The organism is Williamsia maris, from assembly GCF_024171815.1.
Classification (GTDB): domain Bacteria; phylum Actinomycetota; class Actinomycetes; order Mycobacteriales; family Mycobacteriaceae; genus Williamsia_A; species Williamsia_A maris.
The window spans coordinates 486785-508651 of sequence record NZ_JAMTCJ010000004.1 but is presented as its reverse complement, the minus strand read 5'-3'; the positions used below and the strand labels follow the sequence as shown (position 1 = coordinate 508651).

General features: G+C 69.1%; 18 protein-coding genes. 11 read left to right on the top strand and 7 right to left on the bottom strand.

Going from position 1 to position 21867, the window contains the following annotated elements; genetic code table 11:
• Nucleotides 1-40 precede the first annotated feature (40 nt).
• The 9 genes from uvrC (at nt 41) to ppc (ending at nt 11671) form a co-directional block, all read left to right on the top strand.
• The gene (uvrC, locus tag LX13_RS21025) at nt 41-2188 is read left to right on the top strand and encodes an excinuclease ABC subunit UvrC (RefSeq protein WP_253663267.1); all 2148 of its coding nucleotides are present in this window, start codon (nt 41-43) and stop codon (nt 2186-2188) included.
• Nucleotides 2181-3158, top strand: coding sequence for an RNase adapter RapZ (gene rapZ / locus LX13_RS21020; RefSeq protein ID WP_372499982.1), 978 nt, complete (start codon nt 2181-2183; stop codon nt 3156-3158). Before uvrC ends, rapZ begins: the two co-directional genes overlap by 8 nt.
• The gene (locus LX13_RS21015; RefSeq protein ID WP_253663266.1) at nt 3155-4183 is read left to right on the top strand and encodes a gluconeogenesis factor YvcK family protein; all 1029 of its coding nucleotides are present in this window, start codon (nt 3155-3157) and stop codon (nt 4181-4183) included. Before rapZ ends, LX13_RS21015 begins: the two co-directional genes overlap by 4 nt.
• A 135-nt stretch (nt 4184-4318) precedes the next feature.
• Nucleotides 4319-5296 (top strand): DNA-binding protein WhiA, encoded by a 978-nt coding sequence (gene whiA / locus LX13_RS21010; RefSeq protein ID WP_188492554.1) that lies wholly within the window; start codon nt 4319-4321, stop codon nt 5294-5296.
• A gap of 113 nt (nt 5297-5409) precedes the next feature.
• A complete protein-coding gene (gene gap, locus LX13_RS21005; RefSeq protein ID WP_253663265.1) occupies nt 5410-6429 on the top strand; it encodes a type I glyceraldehyde-3-phosphate dehydrogenase in 1020 nt (339 codons plus the stop codon).
• A 20-nt stretch (nt 6430-6449) separates the two neighbouring features.
• Entirely contained in the window at nt 6450-7661 is a 1212-nt protein-coding gene (locus LX13_RS21000) for a phosphoglycerate kinase (protein ID WP_253663264.1), read from the top strand.
• Between the two features lie 4 nt (nt 7662-7665).
• Complete coding sequence (gene tpiA / locus LX13_RS20995; protein WP_253663263.1) at nt 7666-8454, top strand: triose-phosphate isomerase; 789 nt, start codon at nt 7666-7668, stop codon at nt 8452-8454.
• Nucleotides 8455-8519: 65 nt separating this feature from the next.
• On the top strand, nt 8520-8753 hold the full coding sequence (gene secG / locus LX13_RS20990; protein WP_253663262.1) for a preprotein translocase subunit SecG: 234 nt from the start codon (nt 8520-8522) through the stop codon (nt 8751-8753).
• A gap of 44 nt (nt 8754-8797) precedes the next feature.
• On the top strand, nt 8798-11671 hold the full coding sequence (ppc, locus tag LX13_RS20985; protein ID WP_253663261.1) for a phosphoenolpyruvate carboxylase: 2874 nt from the start codon (nt 8798-8800) through the stop codon (nt 11669-11671).
• Nucleotides 11672-11695: 24 nt separating this feature from the next.
• Here the strand turns inward: ppc and LX13_RS20980 are convergent, their stop codons facing one another.
• From LX13_RS20980 to tkt, 6 genes are all read right to left on the bottom strand, one after another.
• Nucleotides 11696-12301: a TetR/AcrR family transcriptional regulator gene (locus tag LX13_RS20980; protein ID WP_253663260.1), complete on the bottom strand. Its 606-nt coding sequence runs from the start codon at nt 12299-12301 to the stop codon at nt 11696-11698.
• A 257-nt stretch (nt 12302-12558) separates the two neighbouring features.
• Nucleotides 12559-13302, bottom strand: a complete 744-nt coding sequence (gene pgl / locus LX13_RS20975) for a 6-phosphogluconolactonase (protein ID WP_253663259.1) — start codon at nt 13300-13302, stop codon at nt 12559-12561.
• Nucleotides 13299-14222, bottom strand: a complete 924-nt coding sequence (gene opcA / locus LX13_RS20970; RefSeq protein ID WP_253663258.1) for a glucose-6-phosphate dehydrogenase assembly protein OpcA — start codon at nt 14220-14222, stop codon at nt 13299-13301. Before opcA ends, pgl begins: the two co-directional genes overlap by 4 nt.
• A gap of 48 nt (nt 14223-14270) precedes the next feature.
• The gene (gene zwf / locus LX13_RS20965; protein WP_253663257.1) at nt 14271-15833 is read right to left on the bottom strand and encodes a glucose-6-phosphate dehydrogenase; all 1563 of its coding nucleotides are present in this window, start codon (nt 15831-15833) and stop codon (nt 14271-14273) included.
• Nucleotides 15834-15838: 5 nt separating this feature from the next.
• Nucleotides 15839-16960 (bottom strand): transaldolase, encoded by a 1122-nt coding sequence (gene tal, locus LX13_RS20960; RefSeq protein WP_253663256.1) that lies wholly within the window; start codon nt 16958-16960, stop codon nt 15839-15841.
• Between the two features lie 5 nt (nt 16961-16965).
• Nucleotides 16966-19065 (bottom strand): transketolase, encoded by a 2100-nt coding sequence (gene tkt / locus LX13_RS20955; RefSeq protein WP_253663255.1) that lies wholly within the window; start codon nt 19063-19065, stop codon nt 16966-16968.
• A 394-nt stretch (nt 19066-19459) separates the two neighbouring features.
• Between tkt and LX13_RS20950 the strand changes: the two genes are divergently transcribed.
• Entirely contained in the window at nt 19460-20446 is a 987-nt protein-coding gene (locus tag LX13_RS20950) for a heme o synthase (protein WP_308214774.1), read from the top strand.
• A 19-nt stretch (nt 20447-20465) separates the two neighbouring features.
• Here LX13_RS20950 and LX13_RS20945 read toward each other — a convergent pair whose 3' ends face one another.
• Entirely contained in the window at nt 20466-21449 is a 984-nt protein-coding gene (locus tag LX13_RS20945) for a quinone oxidoreductase family protein (RefSeq protein ID WP_253663254.1), read from the bottom strand.
• Between the two features lie 63 nt (nt 21450-21512).
• Here LX13_RS20945 and LX13_RS20940 point away from each other — a divergent pair, with 63 nt between their 5' ends.
• Nucleotides 21513-21863: a hypothetical protein gene (locus tag LX13_RS20940; protein WP_253663253.1), complete on the top strand. Its 351-nt coding sequence runs from the start codon at nt 21513-21515 to the stop codon at nt 21861-21863.
• The last annotated feature ends 4 nt before the right edge of the window (nt 21864-21867 follow it).

Genomic DNA, 21867 nt, shown 5'->3' with positions numbered 1-21867 from the left:
ACAAGTCGGGCACGTCTGTGGGCCGTACTAACCTGGACGCGTGCCCGATCCGACCACGTACCGCCCGGCGCCGGGGAGCATTCCGGTCCACCCCGGCGTCTACAAGTTCCGGGACACCTATGGCCGCGTCATCTACGTCGGCAAGGCGAAGAACCTCCGCTCGCGGCTCACCTCGTATTTCGCCGACCTGTCCACGCTGCACCCGCGCACACGGCGGATGGTCACCACCGCCGCGTCCGTCGAGTGGACGGTGGTCGGTACCGAGGTCGAGGCGCTGCAGCTCGAATACAACTGGATCAAGGAGTTCGATCCGCGGTTCAACGTCCGCTACCGCGACGACAAGACGTACCCGATGCTCGCGGTCACGTTGAACGAGGAGTACCCGCGGTTGTTCGTCTACCGCGGACCGCGGCGCAAGGGTGTCCGCTACTTCGGCCCGTACTCGCACGCCTGGGCCATCCGCGAGACCCTCGATCTGCTGACCCGGGTGTTCCCGGCCCGGACGTGTTCGGCCGGGGTGTTCAAACGTCACCGGCAGATCGACCGCCCGTGCCTGCTGGGCTACATCGACAAGTGCGCCGCGCCCTGCGTGGGACGGGTCGACGCGGTCGAGCACCGCGAGATCGTCCAGGACTTCTGCGACTTCCTCGCCGGCCGCACCGACCGCATGATCAAGCATCTCGACAACCAGATGGCAGCCGCGGCTGCCGATCTCGACTTCGAGCGTGCCGCACGTCTGCGTGACGACGTCGGCGCCCTGCGTCGGGCCCTGGAGAAGCAGGCCGTCGTCCTCGGCGACGGCACCGACGCCGACGTCGTCGCGATGGTGGCCGACCAGCTCGAGGTGTCGGTGCAGATCTTCCACGTCCGCGGCGGTCGCGTCCGGGGCGAGCGTGGGTGGGTGGTCGAACGCACCGACGTGCTGAACGCGACCACCGACTCCGACGACGACACCCCCGACCTGGCCGAGCAGGTCGGGCAGTTCCTGACCCAGTTCTACGGCGCCCAGGTCGATCAGGACGCGACGGTGAGCGTCGACTCCGACCACGAGGGCAGCGAGCCGGTACCGCGCGAGGTCCTGGTGCCGGTGCTCCCGCCCGACGCCCCCGAGTTCACCCGGTGGCTGTCCGGGCTGCGCGGGTCGAACGTCGACCTGCGCGTCCCGCAACGCGGCGACAAGAAGGCGTTGTTCGAGACCGTCGAACGCAATGCTGGCGAGGCGCTCACCCAGCACAAGCTGCGCCGGGCGGGGGACCTGACGACCCGGTCGGCGGCCCTCACCGAGATCCAGGAGACCCTCGGACTCGACATCGCGCCGTTGCGGATCGAGTGCATCGACATCTCGCACGTGCAGGGAACCGATGTCGTCGCCTCGCTGGTCGTCTTCGAGGACGGCCTGCCCCGCAAGTCGGACTACCGGCACTACGCGATCAAAGAGGCTGCGGGCGACGGGCGTTCGGACGACGTGGCATCGATCGCCGAGGTGACCCGACGCCGGTTCCTGCGCTACCGCTCCGACGCCGAACCGAACGCCGGTGTGGTGCTCGAGAGTGGTCCGGTGCCCGCGCCCGGCGCGACCGCCGACCCCGCCGACAACGGGGGAGATCTCGCCCCCGAGGCGTCGATCGACCCGGCCACCGGCCGACCGCGCCGCTTCGCCTACCCCCCGAACCTGTTCGTCGTCGACGGTGGCGGCCCGCAGGTCCGCGCCGCGGCACAGGTGTTGAGCGAGCTCGGCGTCACCGACGTCGCGGTGATCGGGTTGGCCAAACGTCTCGAGGAGGTCTGGGTCCCCGACGACGAGGACCCGGTGATCTTCCCGCGCACGAGTGAGGCGTTGTTCCTCCTGCAGCGGGTGCGCGACGAGGCGCACCGGTTCGCGATCACCTTCCATCGCAGCAAGCGCAGCAAGCGGATGACGGCCTCGGTCCTCGACGGTGTGCCGGGACTCGGCCAGACCCGTCGGGCCGCGTTGGTGTCGCACTTCGGTTCGGTCGCCCGGCTCCGCGACGCGTCGATCGAGGAGATCGCGACCGTGCCGGGGATCGGTCAGTCCACCGCGAAGGCCGTACAGATGGCTCTCGCCGGCCCGGTGGTCGAGGCCTCATCCGGTGCGTCGGAGCCGCAGCAGGCAGGATCGACCGAGCGGACACAGGATTCGCGAACAGATGGGAACAGTGATGGCTGACCGGGACCCCGCGTCCGACACCGACATGGTGCCCGGCGCGACGACCGGACGACAGATCGACGTCCTGCTCGTCACCGGGATGTCCGGTGCCGGTCGTGGCACGGTGGCGAAACTGCTCGAGGACCTCGGCTGGTATGTCGCCGACAACGTCCCGGCGTCGCTGATCACCCAGATGGTCGGTGTGGCGCAGAGCGACGACCCGTCGATCACCCGACTCGCGTTGGTGATGCGGGCGGGCGCGGAGTCGTTCAGCGCCGAGGTGTCCGACGTCCGCGAGGAGCTCGAGGCCCTCGGTCAGCACCCGCGACTGCTGTTCCTCGACGCCGGTGACGCCGCGCTGGTGCGTCGCTTCGAGCAGGTCCGCCGCTCGCATCCACTGCAGGACAACGGAACCCTGATCGAGGCGATCGCGCGTGAGCGCGCCGTGCTGGCCAAGGTGTCGGAGACGGCGGATCTGGTCGTCGACACCTCCGATCTGTCGGTCACCGCGCTGCGCCGCATCGTCGACAACGCGTTCGCCCAGCCGTCGACCACCGAGGTGCGGATCGCGTTCCAGTCGTTCGGGTTCAAGTACGGGCTGCCCATCGACGCCGATCTCGTCGCCGATGTGCGTTTCCTGCCCAACCCCTACTGGGTGCCCGAACTGCGCGACCACAACGGCCTGGAGTCGCCGGTCTCGGACTACGTGCTGGGCCAACCCGGCGCGTCGGACTACCTCGATGCTTTCGAGCGCGTGATCCGACTCACGGCCCGGGGATACGAGCGAGAGGGCAAGCGCTACATGACCGTCGCCGTCGGGTGCACCGGCGGCATGCACCGCAGCGTGGCGATGGCCGAACAGCTGCGGACACGGCTGTCGGTCGCGACCGCGGACTCACCGGACTCCGGCGCGGACACCGACGTCGCCGACACCGCGGAGGGCCGCGCGTTCGCCGTCCGGGTGGTCCACCGCGACCTGGGACGCGAATGAGCAGCGGGATCGGCAAGGTCGTCGCGCTCGGTGGCGGACACGGTCTGCACGCCACCCTGACGGCCATGCGACGACTCAGCGACGAGGTCACCGCGGTGGTCACCGTGGCCGACGACGGCGGGTCGTCGGGCCGGTTGCGCTCGGAACTCGGGGTCATCCCGCCCGGTGATCTGCGGATGGCGATCGCGGCGCTGATGTCGGCAGGCGGCGAGCACGAACCGGCCGGTGGCCGGGACCGTTGGGTGGCCCTGTTGCAGCACCGATTCGGCGGCCGTGGCGCCCTCGCCGGACACCCGGTGGGCAACCTGCTGCTCGCGGGCCTCACCGAGGAACTCGGCGACCCCGTGACCGCCCTCGACGCCGTGATGGAGCTGTTCGGCGTCCCCGGACGCGTGCTCCCCATGTCGGCGGTGCCCCTGAACATCGAGGCGGAGGTCTCCGGGCTGGAGGCCGATCCGCGGATCAGCCGCAGCATCGCCGGGCAGGTAGCGGTCGCCACGACACCGGGCACCGTGCGACGCGTTCGTCTCCTCCCGCCCGATCCGCCGGCGTGTCCGGAGGCCGTCGAGGCGATCGCCGCCGCCGATCTCGTGGTGCTCGGCCCCGGGTCGTGGTTCTCCAGCGTCATCCCGCACGTCCTCGTGCCCGAGCAGCTCGCCGCCCTCAAGGCGACGTCCGCCCGCCGGATGCTGTTCGTCAACCTCGCGCCGGAAGCCGGTGAGACCAGCGGCTTCTCGGTCGAACGACACCTGCACGTGCTGCACGCCCACGCCGACGACTTCCGCGTGGACGACGTCATCGTCGACGCCGGTTCGGCACCCGCCGGGCGCGAACGCGACCACGTGGAGCGTGCCGCCGCACTGTTCGGCGCCCGATTGCACGTGGGCGACCTCGCGCAGCCGGGCACCCATGTACACGATCCGGAGAAATTGGCCTCCATGGTGCTTACGCTGTGCGAGGAACAGACCGATGGCTACGCTGTCGGGGCAGTCGACCGACCGCCTTCGGCAGACCGGCTCGGGTAGCCCCGCCGCCGCGAGCACGACGGGGGACGTCGTCGACGCCCGCGATCACGGGCCAGCAGCGACGAGTCGGCGCAGCGCCGAGGAAACTACGCGTCTGGGGGGCGACCCCCGGCAGGAGGACAGCAACCGGTGGCGATGACAGCAGCCGTCAAGGACGAGCTGAGTCGGCTCGTGGTGACTCAGACGAGTTGCCGCAAGGCCGAGGTGTCGGCGTTACTGCGGTTCGCGGGCGGCCTGCACATCGTCGCCGGACGAGTCGTCGTCGAGGCCGAGGTCGACCTCGGCAACGTCGCCCGCCGACTCCGCAAGGAGATCTTCGACCTCTACGGCTACAACTCCGAGGTCCACGTCCTGCGCAGCGGCGGGATCCGCAAGTCCGCCCGCTACATCGTCCGCGTCACCAAGGACGGTGAGGCCCTGGCCCGCCAGACCGGTCTGCTGGACATGCGTGGTCGCCCGGTGCGCGGACTGCCCGCACAGGTTGTCGGCGGCGGTGTCGCCGACGCCGAAGCCGCTTGGCGCGGAGCATTTCTCGCGCACGGATCGCTCACCGAGCCGGGACGCTCTTCGGCCCTGGAGGTCAGTTGCCCCGGACCCGAGGCGGCGCTCGCGCTCGTCGGTGCCGCACGGCGGTTGGGGGTCTCGGCCAAGGCCCGGGAGGTCCGTGGCGCCGACCGCGTCGTCATCCGAGACGGCGAGGCCATCGGCGCCCTGCTGACCCGGATGGGCGCACAGGACACCCGCCTCACGTGGGAGGAACGCCGGATGCGCCGCGAGGTGCGTGCGACCGCGAACCGGCTCGCCAACTTCGACGACGCGAACCTTCGCCGCTCGGCGCGGGCCGCCGTGGCCGCGGCCGCACGGGTCGAGCGCGCCCTCGACATCCTCGGCGACACCGTCCCCGACCACCTCGTCGCGGCCGGTCGGCTGCGGGTGACCCATCGTCAGGCCTCGTTGGAGGAGCTCGGACAGCTCGCCGACCCGCCGATGACCAAGGACGCGGTCGCCGGGCGGATCCGCCGGTTGTTGTCGATGGCCGACAAGAAGGCCCGCACCGACGGCATCCCCGACACCGAGTCGGCGGTCACCTCCGAACTGCTCGACGAGGCCTGAGAACACCCTGCTCGCACGCGGTGAAGGCGTCGCCTTCGCCTGCGGGACCCCGGCAGATTAGGCTGGCCGTACCGCGACAGATCGATCCACACCCCACAGCTGAGGAGCTCATTGTGACCGTTCGGGTAGGCGTCAACGGATTCGGCCGGATCGGCCGCAACTTCTTCCGTGCCGTCGAGGCGCAGAAAGCGCTGGGCACCACCGACATCGAGATCGTCGCCGTCAACGACCTGACCGACAACGCGACCCTCGCGCACCTGCTGAAGTTCGACTCGATCCTGGGTCGTCTCGACGCGGACGTGTCGCTCGAGGGTGACGACACCATCGTCATCGGTGACCACAAGCTGAAGAGCCTGTCGGTCAAGGAAGGCCCCGCCGCGCTCCCGTGGGGTGACCTGGGTGTCGATGTCGTCGTCGAGTCCACCGGCATCTTCACCAAGCGCGACAAGGCCCAGGGCCACCTCGACGCCGGCGCCAAGAAGGTCATCATCTCCGCCCCCGCCTCCGACGAGGACATCACCATCGTGATGGGCGTGAACCACGACAAGTACGACGGCAGCCAGAACATCATCTCCAACGCGTCGTGCACCACGAACTGCCTCGGCCCGATCGCGAAGGTCCTCAACGACGAGTTCGGCATCGTCAAGGGCCTCATGACCACGATCCACGCCTACACCCAGGATCAGAACCTGCAGGACGGCCCGCACTCCGATCTGCGCCGCGCTCGCGCCGCCGCGATCAACGTGGTGCCCACCTCGACCGGTGCCGCCAAGGCCATCGGCCTGGTGATGCCCGAGCTGAAGGGCAAGCTCGACGGCTACGCACTGCGCGTGCCGATCCCGACCGGCTCGGTCACCGACCTCACCGCGCACCTGCGCAAGGCCGCCACGGTCGAGGAGATCAACGCCGCGATGAAGGCCGCCGCCGAGGGACCGCTCAAGGGCATCCTCAAGTACTACGACGCGCCGATCGTCTCGTCCGACATCGTCACCGACCCGCACAGCTCGCTGTTCGACGCCGGCCTGACCAAGGTCATCGACGACCAGGCCAAGATCGTCTCCTGGTATGACAACGAGTGGGGCTACTCGAACCGCCTCGTGGACCTCATCGGTCTCGTCGGCAAGTCGCTGTAAAGGGCGGTCGGTCTCCTCTCATGGCACTTGCATCGCTGAAAGACCTGCTCGAGAAGGGCGTGCCCGGCCGCATCGTCCTGGTGCGCTCGGATCTCAACGTCCCGCTGGACGGGGAGACCATCACCGACGCCGGGCGAATCATCGCCTCGGCGCCCACCATCGCGGCCCTGGCCGACGCGGGTGCCTCGGTGATCGTCACCGCGCATCTCGGACGCCCCAAGGGTGAGCCGGACCCGAAGTTCTCCCTGGCGCCGGTCGCCGCCCGCCTCGGCGAGGAGCTCGGACGCAACGTCCAGCTCGCGTCCGACGTCGTCGGCACCGATGCGCTCGCGCGCGCCGAGGGTCTGACCGACGGTGACGTCCTGCTCCTGGAGAACATCCGGTTCGATCCGCGGGAGACCTCGAAGGACGCCTCCGAGCGGGAGGCGCTGGCCAAGGCCCTCGTCGAACTCGTGGGTGACGACGGTGCGTTCGTGTCCGACGGTTTCGGCGTGGTCCACCGCGAGCAGGCGTCGGTCTACGACGTGGCGAAGTTGTTGCCGCACTACGCCGGTGGGCTCGTCGAGTCCGAGGTCAAGGTTCTGCAGAAGCTGACCGCCGACGTCGCGCGACCGTACGCGGTCGTGCTCGGCGGGTCGAAGGTGTCCGACAAGCTCGGCGTCATCGAGGCCCTCGCACCCAAGGTCGACACGCTGGTCATCGGCGGCGGCATGGCGTTCACGTTCCTCGTCGCCCAGGGCCTCTCGGTCGGCACGTCGCTGCTGCAGGACGATCAGGTCGCGGTCTGCAAGGACCTGCTCGAGCGGTTCGGCGACGTCATCCATCTGCCGGTCGACGTGGTCGTCGCCGACTCGTTCTCCGCCGACGCCGCCACCCAGACCGTGTCGGTGCGCGACATCCCGGACGGCTGGATGGGTCTCGACATCGGCCCGGAGTCGGTGAAGCGATTCGCCGCCGTCCTGGCCGAGGCGCAGACCATCTTCTGGAACGGTCCGGCCGGTGTGTTCGAGTTCGACGCCTTCGCGGCGGGTACCAAGGGGGTGGCCGAGGCCATCGCCGGCGCCACCGCGTCGGGCGCGTTCAGTGTTGTCGGCGGCGGTGACTCCGCCGCGGCGGTGCGCCACCTCGGTCTGTCCGACGACGCGTTCTCGCACATCTCCACCGGCGGCGGCGCCTCGCTGGAATACCTCGAGGGCAAGGAGCTCCCGGGGCTGAAGGTCCTGGAGGACTGAGAACGTGGCAAACCGCAAGCCGCTCATCGCGGGCAACTGGAAGTGCAACCTCAACCACCTCGAGGCCATCGCGCTCGTCCAGAAGATCGCCTTCGCGCTCCCCGCGAAGTACTTCGACAAGGTCGACGTGACGGTCATCCCGCCGTTCACCGACATCCGCAGCGTCCAGACCGTCGTCGACGGCGACAAGCTGCTGGTGACGTACGGCGCGCAGGATCTGTCCGAGCACGACTCCGGTGCGCACACCGGCGAGATCAGCGGCGCGTTCCTGGCCAAGCTGGGCTGCACCTTCGTCGTCGTCGGGCACTCGGAGCGTCGGACCCTGCACGCCGAGACCGACGAGGTCGTCCTCGGCAAGACCAAGGCCGCGCTGCGGCACGGGCTGACGCCCATCGTCTGCATCGGTGAGGGCCTCGACGTCCGCGAGGCGGGGGAGCACGTGGCCTACAACGTCGCGCAGCTGACCGGTTCGCTCGCCGGCCTCTCGGCCGACGAGATCGCGAAGGTCGTCATCGCCTACGAACCGGTGTGGGCGATCGGTACCGGTCGGGTCGCGAGCGCGGCCGATGCCCAGGAGGTCTGCGCGGCCATCCGTTCGACGCTGGCCGAACTGGCCGACGCCACGGTGGCCGCATCCGTGCGGGTCCTCTACGGCGGCTCGGTGAGCTCGAAGAACGTCGGCGAGATCGTCGGCCAGACCGACGTCGACGGCGCCCTCGTGGGCGGCGCGTCGCTCAAGTCCGACGAGTTCGCGACCCTGTCCGCGATCGCCGCAGGTGGACCGCTGCCCTGATCGAGGGGTGGACCACGTAGACTCGCCGAGAGTTTGCGTCGCGACAACGAAAAGGATCACCGTCAGTGAAGTTCGTCTTGGACATCGGATTGGTCATCACCAGCGTTCTGATGGTGATCCTCGTGCTGCTGCATCGCGGTAAGGGCGGCGGCCTGTCCTCTCTGTTCGGTGGTGGCGTCCAGTCGAGCCTGTCCGGATCCAGCGTCGTCGAGCGCAACCTCGACCGCCTGACCGTCTTCGTCGGCGTCATCTGGTTCATCTTCATCCTCGGCATCGGTCTGGACATCAAGCTGTCCTGACCGCCCGAGATGCCGCCGATCGCATTGGGCGGGATACTGGAGCGATGACGGAACAGTCCACGGCAGCAAGCAGTCCCGCGTCCGACCGCACCACCTCCGAGCACGGAGCGGACGAGAGCTTCGTCGCCCCCTCGGACGTCCGGGTCACCTCGACCGCCACCGGTAGGCAGGCGACCGAACCCCTCCGCGAGGACATCCGACTGCTCGGCGGTCTGCTGGGCGACATCGTCCGCGAACACGCCGGCGAGGAGATCTTCGACCTCGTGGAGCGGGCACGCGTCGAGTCCTTCCGGGTCCGTCGTTCCGAGATCGACCGCAGCGAGCTCGCCGAGACCCTCGCCGGCCTGGACGTGGCGCAGGCGACGCCCGTCATCCGGGCCTTCAGCCACTTCGCCCTGCTGGCCAACCTGGCCGAGGACATCCACCGCGAGCGCCGCCGCGCCATCCACGTCCGTGCGGGCGATCCGCCGGTGGACTCCAGCCTCACCGCGACCTACGCCAAACTCGCCGAGGCAGGCCTGTCCGACGAGGAGGTGGGTCGCGCCCTCTCCGACGCCGTGGTCGTCCCGGTGATCACCGCGCACCCGACCGAGACCCGCCGCCGTACCGTCTTCGAGGCCCAACGCCGCATCACCGACCTGATGCGCTTCCGCGGACGCACCGAGTTGACCCCCGACGAGGACACCGAGGTGACCGCCGCGCTGCGCAGGCAGGTGCTGACGCTGTGGCAGACCGCGTTGATCCGCCTCGAGCGTCTGCGCATCGAGGACGAGATCGAGGTGGGCCTGCGGTACTACGACGCCGCGTTCTTCTCGGTGATCCCCACGATCAACGCCGCCTTACGCGACCAGCTGCGCGACCAGTACCCCGGGGCGGGCCTGTCCGACGAGCCGATCCTGCGAATGGGGTCGTGGATCGGAGGCGACCGCGACGGCAACCCGTTCGTCACCGACGAGATCGTCGCCATGGCCACCGGACGGGCCGCGCAGACCGCGGTGACCCATCACCTCGAACAGCTCACCATCCTGGCCCAGGAGTTGAGCATGTCCTCGCGACTGGTCACCGTCAGCGACGAACTCGTCGCGCTCGGCGGGATCGACGACCCCGAGGACACCGCGACCGACGAGCCCTACCGACTCGCGTTGCGGCGTATCCGCTCGCGTCTGATGTCGACCGCCCACGACCGCTTCGGTCCGCAGACGCAGGCCCTGGTCGACGCATTCGTCGACACCGAGGCCCAGCCGTACGCGACCGCCGCGGAACTGCTCGCCGACCTCGACGTCGTCGACGCGTCGCTGCGCGCGAACCGTGACGGCCCACTCGCCGACGACCGCCTGCTCACCCTCCGCGAAGCGGTGCGCGCGTTCGGTTTCCACCTGTCCGGCCTCGACATGCGGCAGAACTCCGACGTCCACGAGGAGGTCGTGGCCGAGCTGCTCGCGTGGTCGGGGGTGCACGACGACTACTGCTCGCTCGACGAGGCCGACCGGGTGGCGCTGCTGACCCGCGAGCTCGCCGACCGCCGTCCGCTGGTGCGCCCGGGCGCGCAGCTCGGTGAGCTGGCCGCCAAGGAACTCGCGATCGTGACCGCGGGCGCCCGCGCCGTCGCCGACTACGGCCCGGAATCGGTGCCGAACTACATCATCAGCATGTGCACCTCGGTCAGCGACATGCTCGAGGCGCTGATCATGCTCAAGGAGGCCGGTCTCTTCGATCCCGGATCGGCGGAGGAGGACCCGCGCTGCACCGTGCGCGTCGTACCGCTGTTCGAGACCATCGAGGACCTCCAGCAGGGTGCCGCGACTCTGCTGGCCGCGCTGGACGTCCCGCTTTACCGCGCGCTGGTGTCGGCGCAGGGCGACATCCAGGAGGTCATGCTCGGCTACTCCGACTCCAACAAGGACGGCGGGTACCTGGCCGCGAACTGGGCTCTCTACCGAGCCGAACTCGACCTCGTCGAGGCGTCGCAGAAGGCCGGGATCCGTCTGCGACTGTTCCACGGTCGCGGCGGAACGGTCGGACGCGGTGGCGGACCGTCTTACGACGCGATCCTGGCCCAGCCCCCGGGGGCGGTACAGGGATCGTTGCGTATCACCGAGCAGGGTGAGGTCATCGCGGCCAAGTACGCCGAACCGGTGCTGGCCCGACGCAACCTCGAGACACTGCTGGCGGCGACCATCGAGTCGACCCTGCTCGACACCGAGGGTCTCGGGGACGAGGCCGAGGCCGCGTACGTGGTGCTCGACGAGCTCGCCGCGCTGGCCCGCGGCGCCTACAGCGCGCTGGTCCACGACACCCCCGGATTCGTCGAGTACTTCACCTCGTCCACGCCGCTGTCGGAGATCGGTGCCCTCAACATCGGCAGCCGTCCGGCGTCGCGCAAGCAGACCGAGAAGATCTCCGACCTCCGTGCCATCCCGTGGGTGCTCTCCTGGACACAGTCCCGCGTGATGTTGCCGGGTTGGTACGGCACCGGGTCGGCGTTCGAGCAGTGGATCGACGGAGATCCGGAGCGGCTCGAGACCCTGCGCGGGTACTACCGCAGCTGGCCGTTCTTCCGGACCGTGATGTCGAACATGGCCCAGGTGATGGCCAAGTCGGACCTCGGGCTGGCCGAGCGGTACTCGCGCCTGGTCGCCGACGAGTCGTTGCGCGAGCGGGTGTTCGGGATGATCACCGCCGAGCACAAGCGCACCGTGCAGATGTACTTCGACATCACCGAGAGCACCGATCTGCTCGCCGACAACGCGTCGCTGGCCCGATCGGTGTTCAACCGGTTCCCGTACCTCGAGCCGCTGAACCTGCTGCAACTCGAACTGCTGAAGCGATTCCGTGCCGGCGACGACTCCCCGCAGGTGCGACGTGGTATCCAGCTGACGATGAACGGACTGGCCACCGCGCTGCGCAACAGCGGCTAGCGCGGGTGATCAGGGCGCGGGTGATCAGGCGTCCGGGCGCGCGGTGATGACCCAGAAGATCGACCGGATCTCGTCCGCGGTGGGCGTGTCGAGGCTGTCTCGTGCGTGCAGGAAACCGATGCCCGCGTAGACGAGGGCGCCGGCACGCAGGCGCGCCTCGGCGTGGTCGAACCCCAGCTCCAGCAGGGCCTCCTGCACGACGGAGAACACCAACCGGTCGAGTCGGCGCACGGTGTCGGCCACGATCACGTTGCTGCGGGCCCACTCGCGGATCGCGTTCTCGACCGCCCAGGAGCGATCGCCGACGAGCGCCGCCGTCATCGTCTCGAGTCGGTCGCGTGGCGCCATCGACCCGAGGTCGACGAGAGCTCCCATCGACGTGTTCTGGGTGTCGCACCAGTGGTCGGCCACCGCTTCCATCAACCCGTTGATGTCGGTGAAATGCCAGTAGAAGCTGCCCTTGGTGACGTGCAGTTCCTCGCACAGCCGCGTGATGCGGACCGCGGCCACGCCGTCCCGGACGAGCAGGTCCAACGCGGCGCGCACCCAGTCGTCGACGGACAACCGACCGGTGCGCCTGGCCGGCTCGGACTGCTCCTGCGGTACGGCGAACGCCTCGGACGCGGTCATGTCGCGACGCCGGTGATGCCACCGATCGGGACGGGGTGCAGTGAATGGGTATGGACGATCATCCGCAATCCTCATGAGTGGAGCCGGTGGTTACGACAAGCGCCCCTGCGGCGTCTCGACGGTGCTGCGATGACCCGGTCCGACCACCCGACGTCGGACTTGTTGACCCACGGCACACACTACCGGGACCTGTGACAGTTCACAGGACGGTCGAATAATTGAGATGCGGTGTCACATCGCGTGACCCGATCCGGGCGTCACAACGCGCCGGCAGCCCCACGATCGACGAACCAGACCGTCGCCGCCGACCCGTGTGCACCCGCACACGGCCATTCGACCGGGTCCCCGCCGGTGACCCCGGCGGACACGGCATCGGCCTTGTCCTCACCGGCGACCAGGAACCACACCTGTGCGGCGCGGTTGACCGCGGGCAGGGTCAGGGTGATGCGCCGCGGCGGGGGTTTGGGGGAGTCGGTGACGGCCACGACGGCCGCGGACTGCTCGGCTCGTGCGTCGGTGTGCGGGAAGAGCGAGTTGATGTGGCCCTCGCCGCCCATCCCCAGCAGGTGCACGTCGAAGACCGGGCTGTCCGCGCCGTCTCCGTGCTCTCGCAGGATCCGGGCGTAATCGGCTGCGGCGGCATCGATGTCATCGCCGAAACGGCCGTCGGACGGCTCCATGACGAACACGCGGGCGGGGTCGACGTCGACGTGGTCGAGCAGTGCGCGCGCCGCCTGGCCGTGGTTGCGCTCGTCGTCGTCGCGCGGGACGAAACGGTCGTCGCCGAAGTACACGTCGACCGCTCGCCAGTCGACGCCCTGCGAGTTCTCACGAAGCCATTCGAGGATCGCGATCCCGTTGCTGCCCCCGGTCAGGACGATCGAGGCCGAGCCGCGGTCGCCCTGCGCCGCGACGACGACGTCGACGAGGCGTCGGCCGGCCTGCGCGACCAACTCGGCGGGATCGGCCGCGACGACGACCTCGGGTTCCGGTGTGCTCACAGCGATGCCTCCGCGGTCGGTCGGGTGATGCGCGATGCCCCCTGCAGGGCGAGGTGGTAGATCTCGTCGGGATCGAGGCGCCGAAGCTCCTCGGCGATGCAGTCACGCACGCCCCGGGCGCTCATCGCGACCTTGCCGTCGGGCTTGCCGGGGTTGCTGAGCACCGCATTGTTGTTCTGGTCGACGGCGAGTACGAGCGGGCCGGTGGTGCGCTCGAGGCGGACCTCGAAACTGCCGGCATGGCGTTCGGTCGGTACCCCGAGCTGAGCCTGGAGCCAGCCGGCCAGCAGGTCGATCGACGGCGACCGACCCGGTCCGGTCACGACGACCCGGTCGACGGGCTCGAACGGGGGACGATCGAGCGCGGCGGTCAGGATCGCGCGCCAGTAGGTGATCTGCGCCCAGGCGAGGTCGGAGTCGCCGGGTGCGTAGGTGGCCAGCCGGTGCGCGAGCGCCTCGTCGGGAGCGGCGGCCCTCGTCGAGTCGGTGATGCGACGGGTGCCCAGACGACCGACCGGATCCAGCGCCGGGTTCTCCGGAGCCTCGCCGGGCCACCAGGTCACCACCGGGGTGTCGGGCAGCAGGAAGGGGACCACGACGCTCTCGGCGTGGCCGGCGAGCTCGCCGTACAGCCGCAGCACCACGACCTCGGATGCGCCGGCGTCGCCGCCCACCCGGATCTGCGCGTCGAGTCGGGACGCCGCCGCGCTGTTGCCCAGCGACACCACGATCACGCGACAGGGGTGCTCACGGCTGGCCTCGTTGGCCGCCTCGATCGCGCCCTCGGTGGGTTCGCCCTCGTCGGCGCAGACCACCAGGGTCAGCACCCGACCGAGGGTCACCGCACCGCCCGACTCGCGCATCTTGACGAGCTTCTTGCTGACCTTCTCGGTCGTCGTGGCGGGCAGATCCAAGATCATCGGAGACGTTCCTTCGCTGGGGGAGCAGGGGTCACGGTCGGCGTCCGTTCACGGACGGCGCCACGCCCGCCCGACGCGGGTCATCATGTCCTCGGCCGACCGCGGTCCCCACATCCCGGATTCGTAGGTGTCCGGCCTGCCTTCTGCGGCCCACGCCCGCAGCACGGGATCGAGGATGCGCCAGGACAATTCGACCTCGGCGTTGACCGGGAACAGCGACGGTTCGCCGAGCAGCACGTCGAGGATGAGACGTTCGTAGGCCTCGGGCGACGACTCGGTGAAGGCCTGGCCGTAGCTGAAGTCCATGTTGACGTCGCGGACCTGCATGCTCGAGCCGGGCACCTTCGAACCGAATCGCAGCGTGATGCCCTCGTCCGGCTGGACCCGGATCACCAGGGCGTTCTCGCCCAGTTCCTCGGTCATCGTCTTGTCGAACGGCAGATGCGGTGCCTTCTTGAACACCAGGGCGATCTCGGTGACGCGCCGCCCCAGGCGTTTCCCGGTACGCAGATAGAACGGCACACCGGCCCACCGGCGACTGTCGACCTCCACCGCGATCGCGGCGAACGTCTCGGTCGTCGAGTCCGCGGAGAACCCCTCCTCGTCGACCAGACCGGGAACCGGGTGACTGCCCTGCCACCCGGGGCCGTACTGGCCGCGGGCGGTGTTGAGGTCCAACGGCAGGATGTTGCGCGTCGCCGAGAGGACCTTGATCTTCTCCGCCTGCAGCTCCCGGGGCTCGAAGGAGACCGGCTCCTCCATGGCCACCAGGGCGAGCAGCTGCAGCAGGTGGTTCTGGATGACGTCGCGCGCCGCACCGATGCCGTCGTAGTACCCCGCCCGACCGCCGAGTCCGATGTCCTCGGCCATGGTGATCTGGACGTGGTCGACGTAGTGCGAACTCCACAGCGGATCGAACAGTTGGTTCGCGAACCGCAGGGCGAGGATGTTCTGGACGGTCTCCTTGCCCAGGTAATGGTCGATGCGGAACACCGAGTCCTCCGGGAACACGCCGTTGACCACGGCGTTGAGTTCCTTCGCGCTGGCCAGGTCGTGACCGAACGGCTTCTCGATGACCACCCGGCGCCACCGCTCCGCGGGCAGGCCCCCGTCGTCTCCGCCGGGGACCGCGAGCCCGGACCGCTGCAACTGCTCGCAGACGGTCGGGAACGCCCCCGGCGGGATCGACAGGTAGAACGCGTGATTGCCGTCGGTGCCGCGCTCGGCGTCGAGTTCGGCCAGCGTGGTGCGCAACTGGTCGAACGCGTCGTCGTCGTCGAACGCGCCCTGCACGAAGCGGAACCCCTCGGCCAACCGCTCCCACACGTCCTCGCGGAACGGGGTCCGGGAGTGCTCACGCACCGCGTCGTGGACGACCTGACCGAAGTCCTGGTCGTCCCAGTCGCGACGGGCGAACCCGACCAGCGCGAAGCTGGGCGGCAGCAGACCACGGTTGGCGAGGTCGTACACCGCCGGCATCAGCTTGCGCTTGGCCAGGTCACCGGTGACACCGAAGATCACCAGGCTGCACGGGCCCGCGATCCGGGGCAGCCGCTTGTCGCGGCTGTCCCGGAGCGGGTTGATCCACGTCGTGTCGGCGGCGGCCGTCACGCGCCTCAGCCCTTGGACGCCGAGTCGAGCTGCTTCTGCGTCGCGTCGAGCAGCTCACCCCACGACTTCTCGAACTTGTCGACACCCTCGTTCTCGAGGGTGAGGAACACGTCGTCGAGGTCGATGCCGATGTCGGACAACGCCGTGAAGACCTCTTCGGACTCGGGTCCGCGACCGACCAGCGACCCGGTGTCGACCGCGCCGTGATCGGCGAAGGCGTCCATCGTCTTCTCCGGCATGGTGTTCACCGTGTTCGGCGCCACCAGATCCGAGACGTACAGCGTGTCGGAGTAGTCGGGGTTCTTCACCCCGGTCGAGGCCCACAGCGGACGCTGCGGACGGGCGCCGTCGGACACCAGGGCCTGGAAACGCGACTCGACCTCGAAGACCTGCTGGTAGGCGACGTAGGCCAGGCGAGCGTTGGCCAAGGCAGCCTTGCCCTTCAACGCGGTCGCGTCGGGGGTACCGATGGCGTCGAGCCGCGAGTCGATCTCGGTGTCGACACGGGAGACGAAGAACGACGCCACCGAGTGGATCTTCGAGACGTCGTGGCCCGCGGCCTTGGCCGCCTCGATGCCGTCGAGGTAGGCGCCCATCACCAGTCGATAGCGCTCGACCGAGAAGATCAGGGTCACGTTGACGCTGATGCCCTCGGCCAGGGTCTTGGCGATGGCGGGCAGACCCTCCTCGGTCGCGGGGATCTTGATGAGCAGGTTCGGACGGTCGACGATCTTCCACAGCTCGATCGCCTGCGCGGCGGTCTTGTCCGCGTCGTGGGCCAGGCGCGGGTCGACCTCGATCGACACCCGTCCGTCGACGCCGTTGCTGGCCTCGTAGACCGGGGTGAAGATGTCGCACGCGTTGCGGACGTCGTCGGTGGTCACCGTGCGGATGGTGGCGTCGACGTCGGCGCCCTGGGCGGCGAGTTCACGGACCTGCAGGTCGTAGCTGTCACCGGCGGACAGTGCGGCCTGGAAGATCGACGGGTTGGTGGTCACGCCGACCACCGACTTCGTCTCGATCAGCTCGGCGAGGTTGCCCGAGGAGATCCGCTCACGCGAGAGATCGTCGAGCCAGACCGATACCCCGGCCTCGGAGAGTTCGTGCAGATGTGCGTTCTGGGCCATGGTGGCTATCCCTTCACTGTGGTGATGGAGCGCTGAGCGGCCGCAACGACGGCGTCGGCGGTGAATCCGTACTCGCGGAACAGGGTCTCGTAGTCCGCGGACTCGCCGAAGTGCTCGAGCGAGATGATCTCGCCGGCCTCGCCGACGACCCGGTACCACGGCATCGCGATACCGGCCTCGACGGATACACGGGCCTTCACGGTCGGCGGGATGACCTGATCCCGGTAGTTCTGGTCCTGGTCGAAGAACCACTCGAAGCAGGGCAACGACACGACGCGCGTCGGGATTCCCAGCTCTTCCAACTTCGTCCGTCCCTCGACGGCCAGCTGCAGTTCGGAACCGGTGGCGATGAGGATGACCTCGGGGGCGCCGGTGGACGCGTCGGCGAGGACGTAGCCGCCCTTGGACACGCCCTCGGCGTCGGTGCCCTCGAGGATCGGCACGCCCTGGCGGGTCAGCGCGAGACCGACGGGACCGCTGCTCGACGAGCGGGCGATCACCGACTTCCACGCGAACGCGGTCTCGTTGGCGTCACCGGGGCGCACCACCGAGAGGTTGGGGATGGCCCGCAGCGCGGCGAGGTGCTCGATCGGCTGGTGGGTCGGTCCGTCCTCGCCGAGCCCGATCGAGTCGTGGGTCCAGACGTAGATCGGGTCGATGTCCATCAGCGACGCGAGTCGGACCGCGGGACGCATGTAGTCGGAGAACTGCATGAACGTGCCGCCGTAGACGCGGGTGGGTCCGTGCAGCACGATGCCGGACAGGATGGCGCCCATGGCGTGCTCACGGATGCCGAAGTGCAGCGTCCGGCCGTAGGGGTGTGCATCCCAGTCGTCGGTCGAGATCGACTCCGGGCCGAAGGACTGCGCGCCGTCGATGGTGGTGTTGTTCGATCCGGCGAGGTCGGCCGAACCGCCCCACAGCTCGGGCAGCACCGGTCCGAGGGCGTTGAGCACCTTGCCGGAGGCGGCGCGGGTGGCCACCCCCTTGTCGCCGACGTTCCAGGTCGGAAGGACATCGGCCCAGCCGTCGGGCAGTTCGTCGGCGGTCAGCCGGTCCAGCAGCGCCTTGCGCTCGGGGTTGGCCGAGGCCCAGGCGTCGAAATCCTTGGTCCACGCCTCATGTGCGCTGCGGCCGCGGGCCTGCAGTTCCCGGGTGTGGGCGATGACGTCGTCACCGACCTCGAACGTCTTCTCTGGGTCGAACTTCAGGATCTTCTTGACCGCGGCGACCTCGTCGTCACCGAGCGCGGCACCATGTGCACCGCCGGTGTTCATCTTGGTCGGGGCGGGGAACCCGATGATGGTGCGCAGCAAGATGATCGACGGCTTGTCGGTCACGGCCTTGGCCGCGGCGACCGCATCCTCGATGCCGGAGACGTTCTCGCCGCTCTCGACGACCTGCACGTGCCAGCCGTAGGCCTCGTAGCGCGCCGCGGTGTCCTCCGACAGGGCGATGTCGGTGTTGTGCTCGATGGAGATGTTGTTCTGGTCGTAGAACAGGATCAGGTTGCCCAGCTGCTGCGTGCCTGCCAGCGACGAGGCCTCGGAGGTGATGCCCTCCTCGATGTCGCCGTCGGAGGCGACGCAGTAGATGTGGTGGTCGAAGATGCTGTCGCCGACGGCGGGCTCGGGATCGAAGAGTCCACGTTCGCGACGGGCGGCCATGGCCATGCCCACCGCGGTGGCCAGACCCTGACCCAGCGGACCGGTGGTGATCTCCACGCCACGCGTGTGGCGGAACTCCGGGTGTCCCGGGGTCTTCGAGCCGAAGGTGCGCAGCGCCTCGAGGTCGGACAGCTCGAGTCCGAAGCCACCGAGGTACAGCTGGATGTAGAGGGTGAGGCTCGAGTGTCCGCACGACAGGATGAAGCGGTCGCGGCCGAGCCACGCCGTGTCGTTGGGGTCGTGACGCATCACACGCTGGAAGAGGGTGTACGCGAGCGGGGCCAGGCTCATGGCGGTGCCGGGGTGGCCGGATCCGCACTTCTCGACGGCATCGGCGGCGAGGACGCGCACCGTGTCGACGGCTCTGGTGTCGAGATCGCTCCAGTCGTCGGGGTAGGACGCCTTGGTGAAGGCCTTGATCTCATCTGTAACTGCCACGATGGGGAATTCTCCTGTGTCGGTCGCATCGAGCGGGGAAGAGTCGGTCGGTGTCCCGACGGTGCGCGCCCGGTGCCGATCGTGACGGTTCGACCCGATCGCCGGCAGCTCGCATCTTCCGACTCCTGGCCCCAACCCTAGTCGGCCCACCCGGTGCCGGGGCGCATCGGTAAATCATCCGATACGCGCAGTTCTCTCCCGGCGCGTGAGACGTCCAATTGTCGATCGGCAGGTCCCGCCGTCTACCATGCCCTGTAGTAGATGTCGGCGTTCTCGACGACGGTCTCGACGAGGTGTCACCTCGCGACCACCGCCCACCCGTATCCCGCTCAGCGCCACGGGATACGGCACGCGACGACACGACACGACGAGTGCAGCGGAATCAGGAGAGCACGTGGAGATCGGGCACAGCGGTGGAGGACACGGAGCCGCCACCACCCGCCCCGTCCGTTCCCCCGACGAGACGCCGGGAACGTCCGGTGCGAGCCGCCTGCGGACCACGCTCCTCGCCTACATCGCGCTGACCAAGCCGCGCGTCATCGAGCTGCTGCTCGTCGCCACCGTGCCGGTGATGCTGCTGGCCGATCGCGGATCGGTCGACATCGGTCTGATCGCGATCACCCTGGTCGGCGGATGGCTCGGTGCGGCGAGCGCCAACACGCTCAACATGGTCATCGACCACGACATCGACCAGAAGATGAAGCGCACCGAGCGGCGCCCGCTGGCCCGTCATGCGGTGTCGCGCCTGAACGCACTGATCTTCGGACTCGTCCTCGGCGCCGCCTCCTTCGCGGTGCTGTGGAGCTTCGCCAACCTGCTCAGCGCCCTGCTCGTGATGGCCACCATCGCGTTCTACGTGTTCGTCTACACGATGGTCCTCAAGCGCCGGACCTGGCAGAACGTCGTCTGGGGCGGGGCCGCGGGATGCATGCCGACCCTGGTCGGCTGGGCCGCGGTCACCGGATCGATCAGTTGGCAGCCGGTTGTGCTGTTCCTGGTCATCTTCTTCTGGACGCCGCCGCACACCTGGGCGCTGGCGATGCGCTACAAGGAGGACTACCGGGCCGCGGGCGTGCCGATGCTGCCGGTGATCGCCACCGAGCTGCACGTCGCCCGGCAGATGGTTTATTACACCTGGGCCACCGTCGCCGCGACGCTCGTCCTGGTGTGGGCCACCGGACCCATCTACGCCGTCGTCGCGATCGGCGCCGGTGCCTGGTTTCTACGGGCGGTGCACAAGCTGCTCGCCGCCACCCGCCGTGGCGAGCCCATCACCCCGCTCAAGGTGTTCCTGCAGTCCAACGAGTACCTGGCCATCGTGTTCTGCGGCCTCGCGATCGACTCCGTGGTGCACCTGCCCACGATCGCCTCGTACTTCTGATCTCCCGCGTCGGGCGCGATCAGGGGATGAGCACGACCGATCCCGTCGTCGCGCGAGCCTCGAGATCGCGGTGCGCCTGCTCGGCGTCGGCCAACGCATAGCTGTTGCCCACCCGGACGTCGACCCGTCCCTGTGCCACCGCCGACATCACCTCGCCGCTGCGCCAGGCGAACTCGTCCGGATCGGACACGAAGTTCGCCAGCGTCGGGCGGGTCACGCTCAGTGAGCCGAGTCCGTTGAGTCGCTGCAGGTCGAACGGCGGTACCGGGCCGCTGGCGGCACCGAAGAGCACGACCGTTCCGCGCACGCGGGTGCTGCGCAGACTCTGTTCGAAGGTGTCGGCCCCGACGCCGTCGTAGACCACCGCGACGCCCGCGCCGTCGGTGAGTTCGCGGACCGTGTCCGCGACGTGGTCGCCGTAGCGCAGCACCTCCGACGCCCCCGCGGTACGCGAGAGTTCTTCCTTGGCGTCGGTGGACACCGTCGTGATCACCCGGATCCCGCGGGCCGCCGCCATCTGGGTCAGCACGAGCCCGACACCGCCGGCACCCGCGTGCACCAGGATCGTGTCGCCGGGCGTGTCCGCGGTGGGTCCCTGCGGATGCGCGCTGCCGTCGAGGAGATAGTGCGCGGTCAGTCCCTGCAGGAGGGCGCTGGCGGCGACCGGGTCACTGACCCCGTCCGGTACCGGCACCGCGCGCGCGGCGGTGACCAGCGCGATCTCGGCGTAGCTGCCCGGCGCGTCCGACCACGCGACGCGCGATCCGACCCGGCTCTCGTCGACACCCTCGCCGACCGCGACGACGGTGCCCGCGCCCTCCGAGCCCGGGACATACGGCGTCTGCGACGGATAGAGCCCCGATCGCAGGTAGGTGTCGATGAAGTTGATCCCGACTGCGCCCACCCGTACGGCCAACTGACCGGGTCCCGGGGTCGGATCGTCGACGTCGACGCTGCGCAGGACTTCGGGTCCGCCGTGGGCGGTGACGTGGATTGCCTTCATGCCCACCGTTCTACCGCGAGGCGTCCGACCGGGTGTCGCAGGCCCACCGATATGCTGGCGTGCATGGCCGATACCACCGAAGACCAGGGCACCGTCGAGCAGGACGAGAACGCACGGTCGATCCGCATCCCGCGCGGCACGCTCGCCGCGGCCGCCCGCTTCGTGCGCAGCAACGGCGGTTCCGCCAGTGCGGTGATCGAACCGGTCGGCACCTCCGGCGTGCGGGTCCTCATGGTCGGCTCGGAGAACGGCGTGATGGGTGATCAGGTCGTCGAGGACGTGGAGACCGCGCACGCGCTCGTCGGCGCCGTGGACGGCCTCGAACTAGCCGAGTGGGATCGCGAGCTCAGTGCCGCGGCGACACCACGCACGGGTCACTGGGCCACGATGGCCGGATGGGTCGCCCGCAGCTGATCGA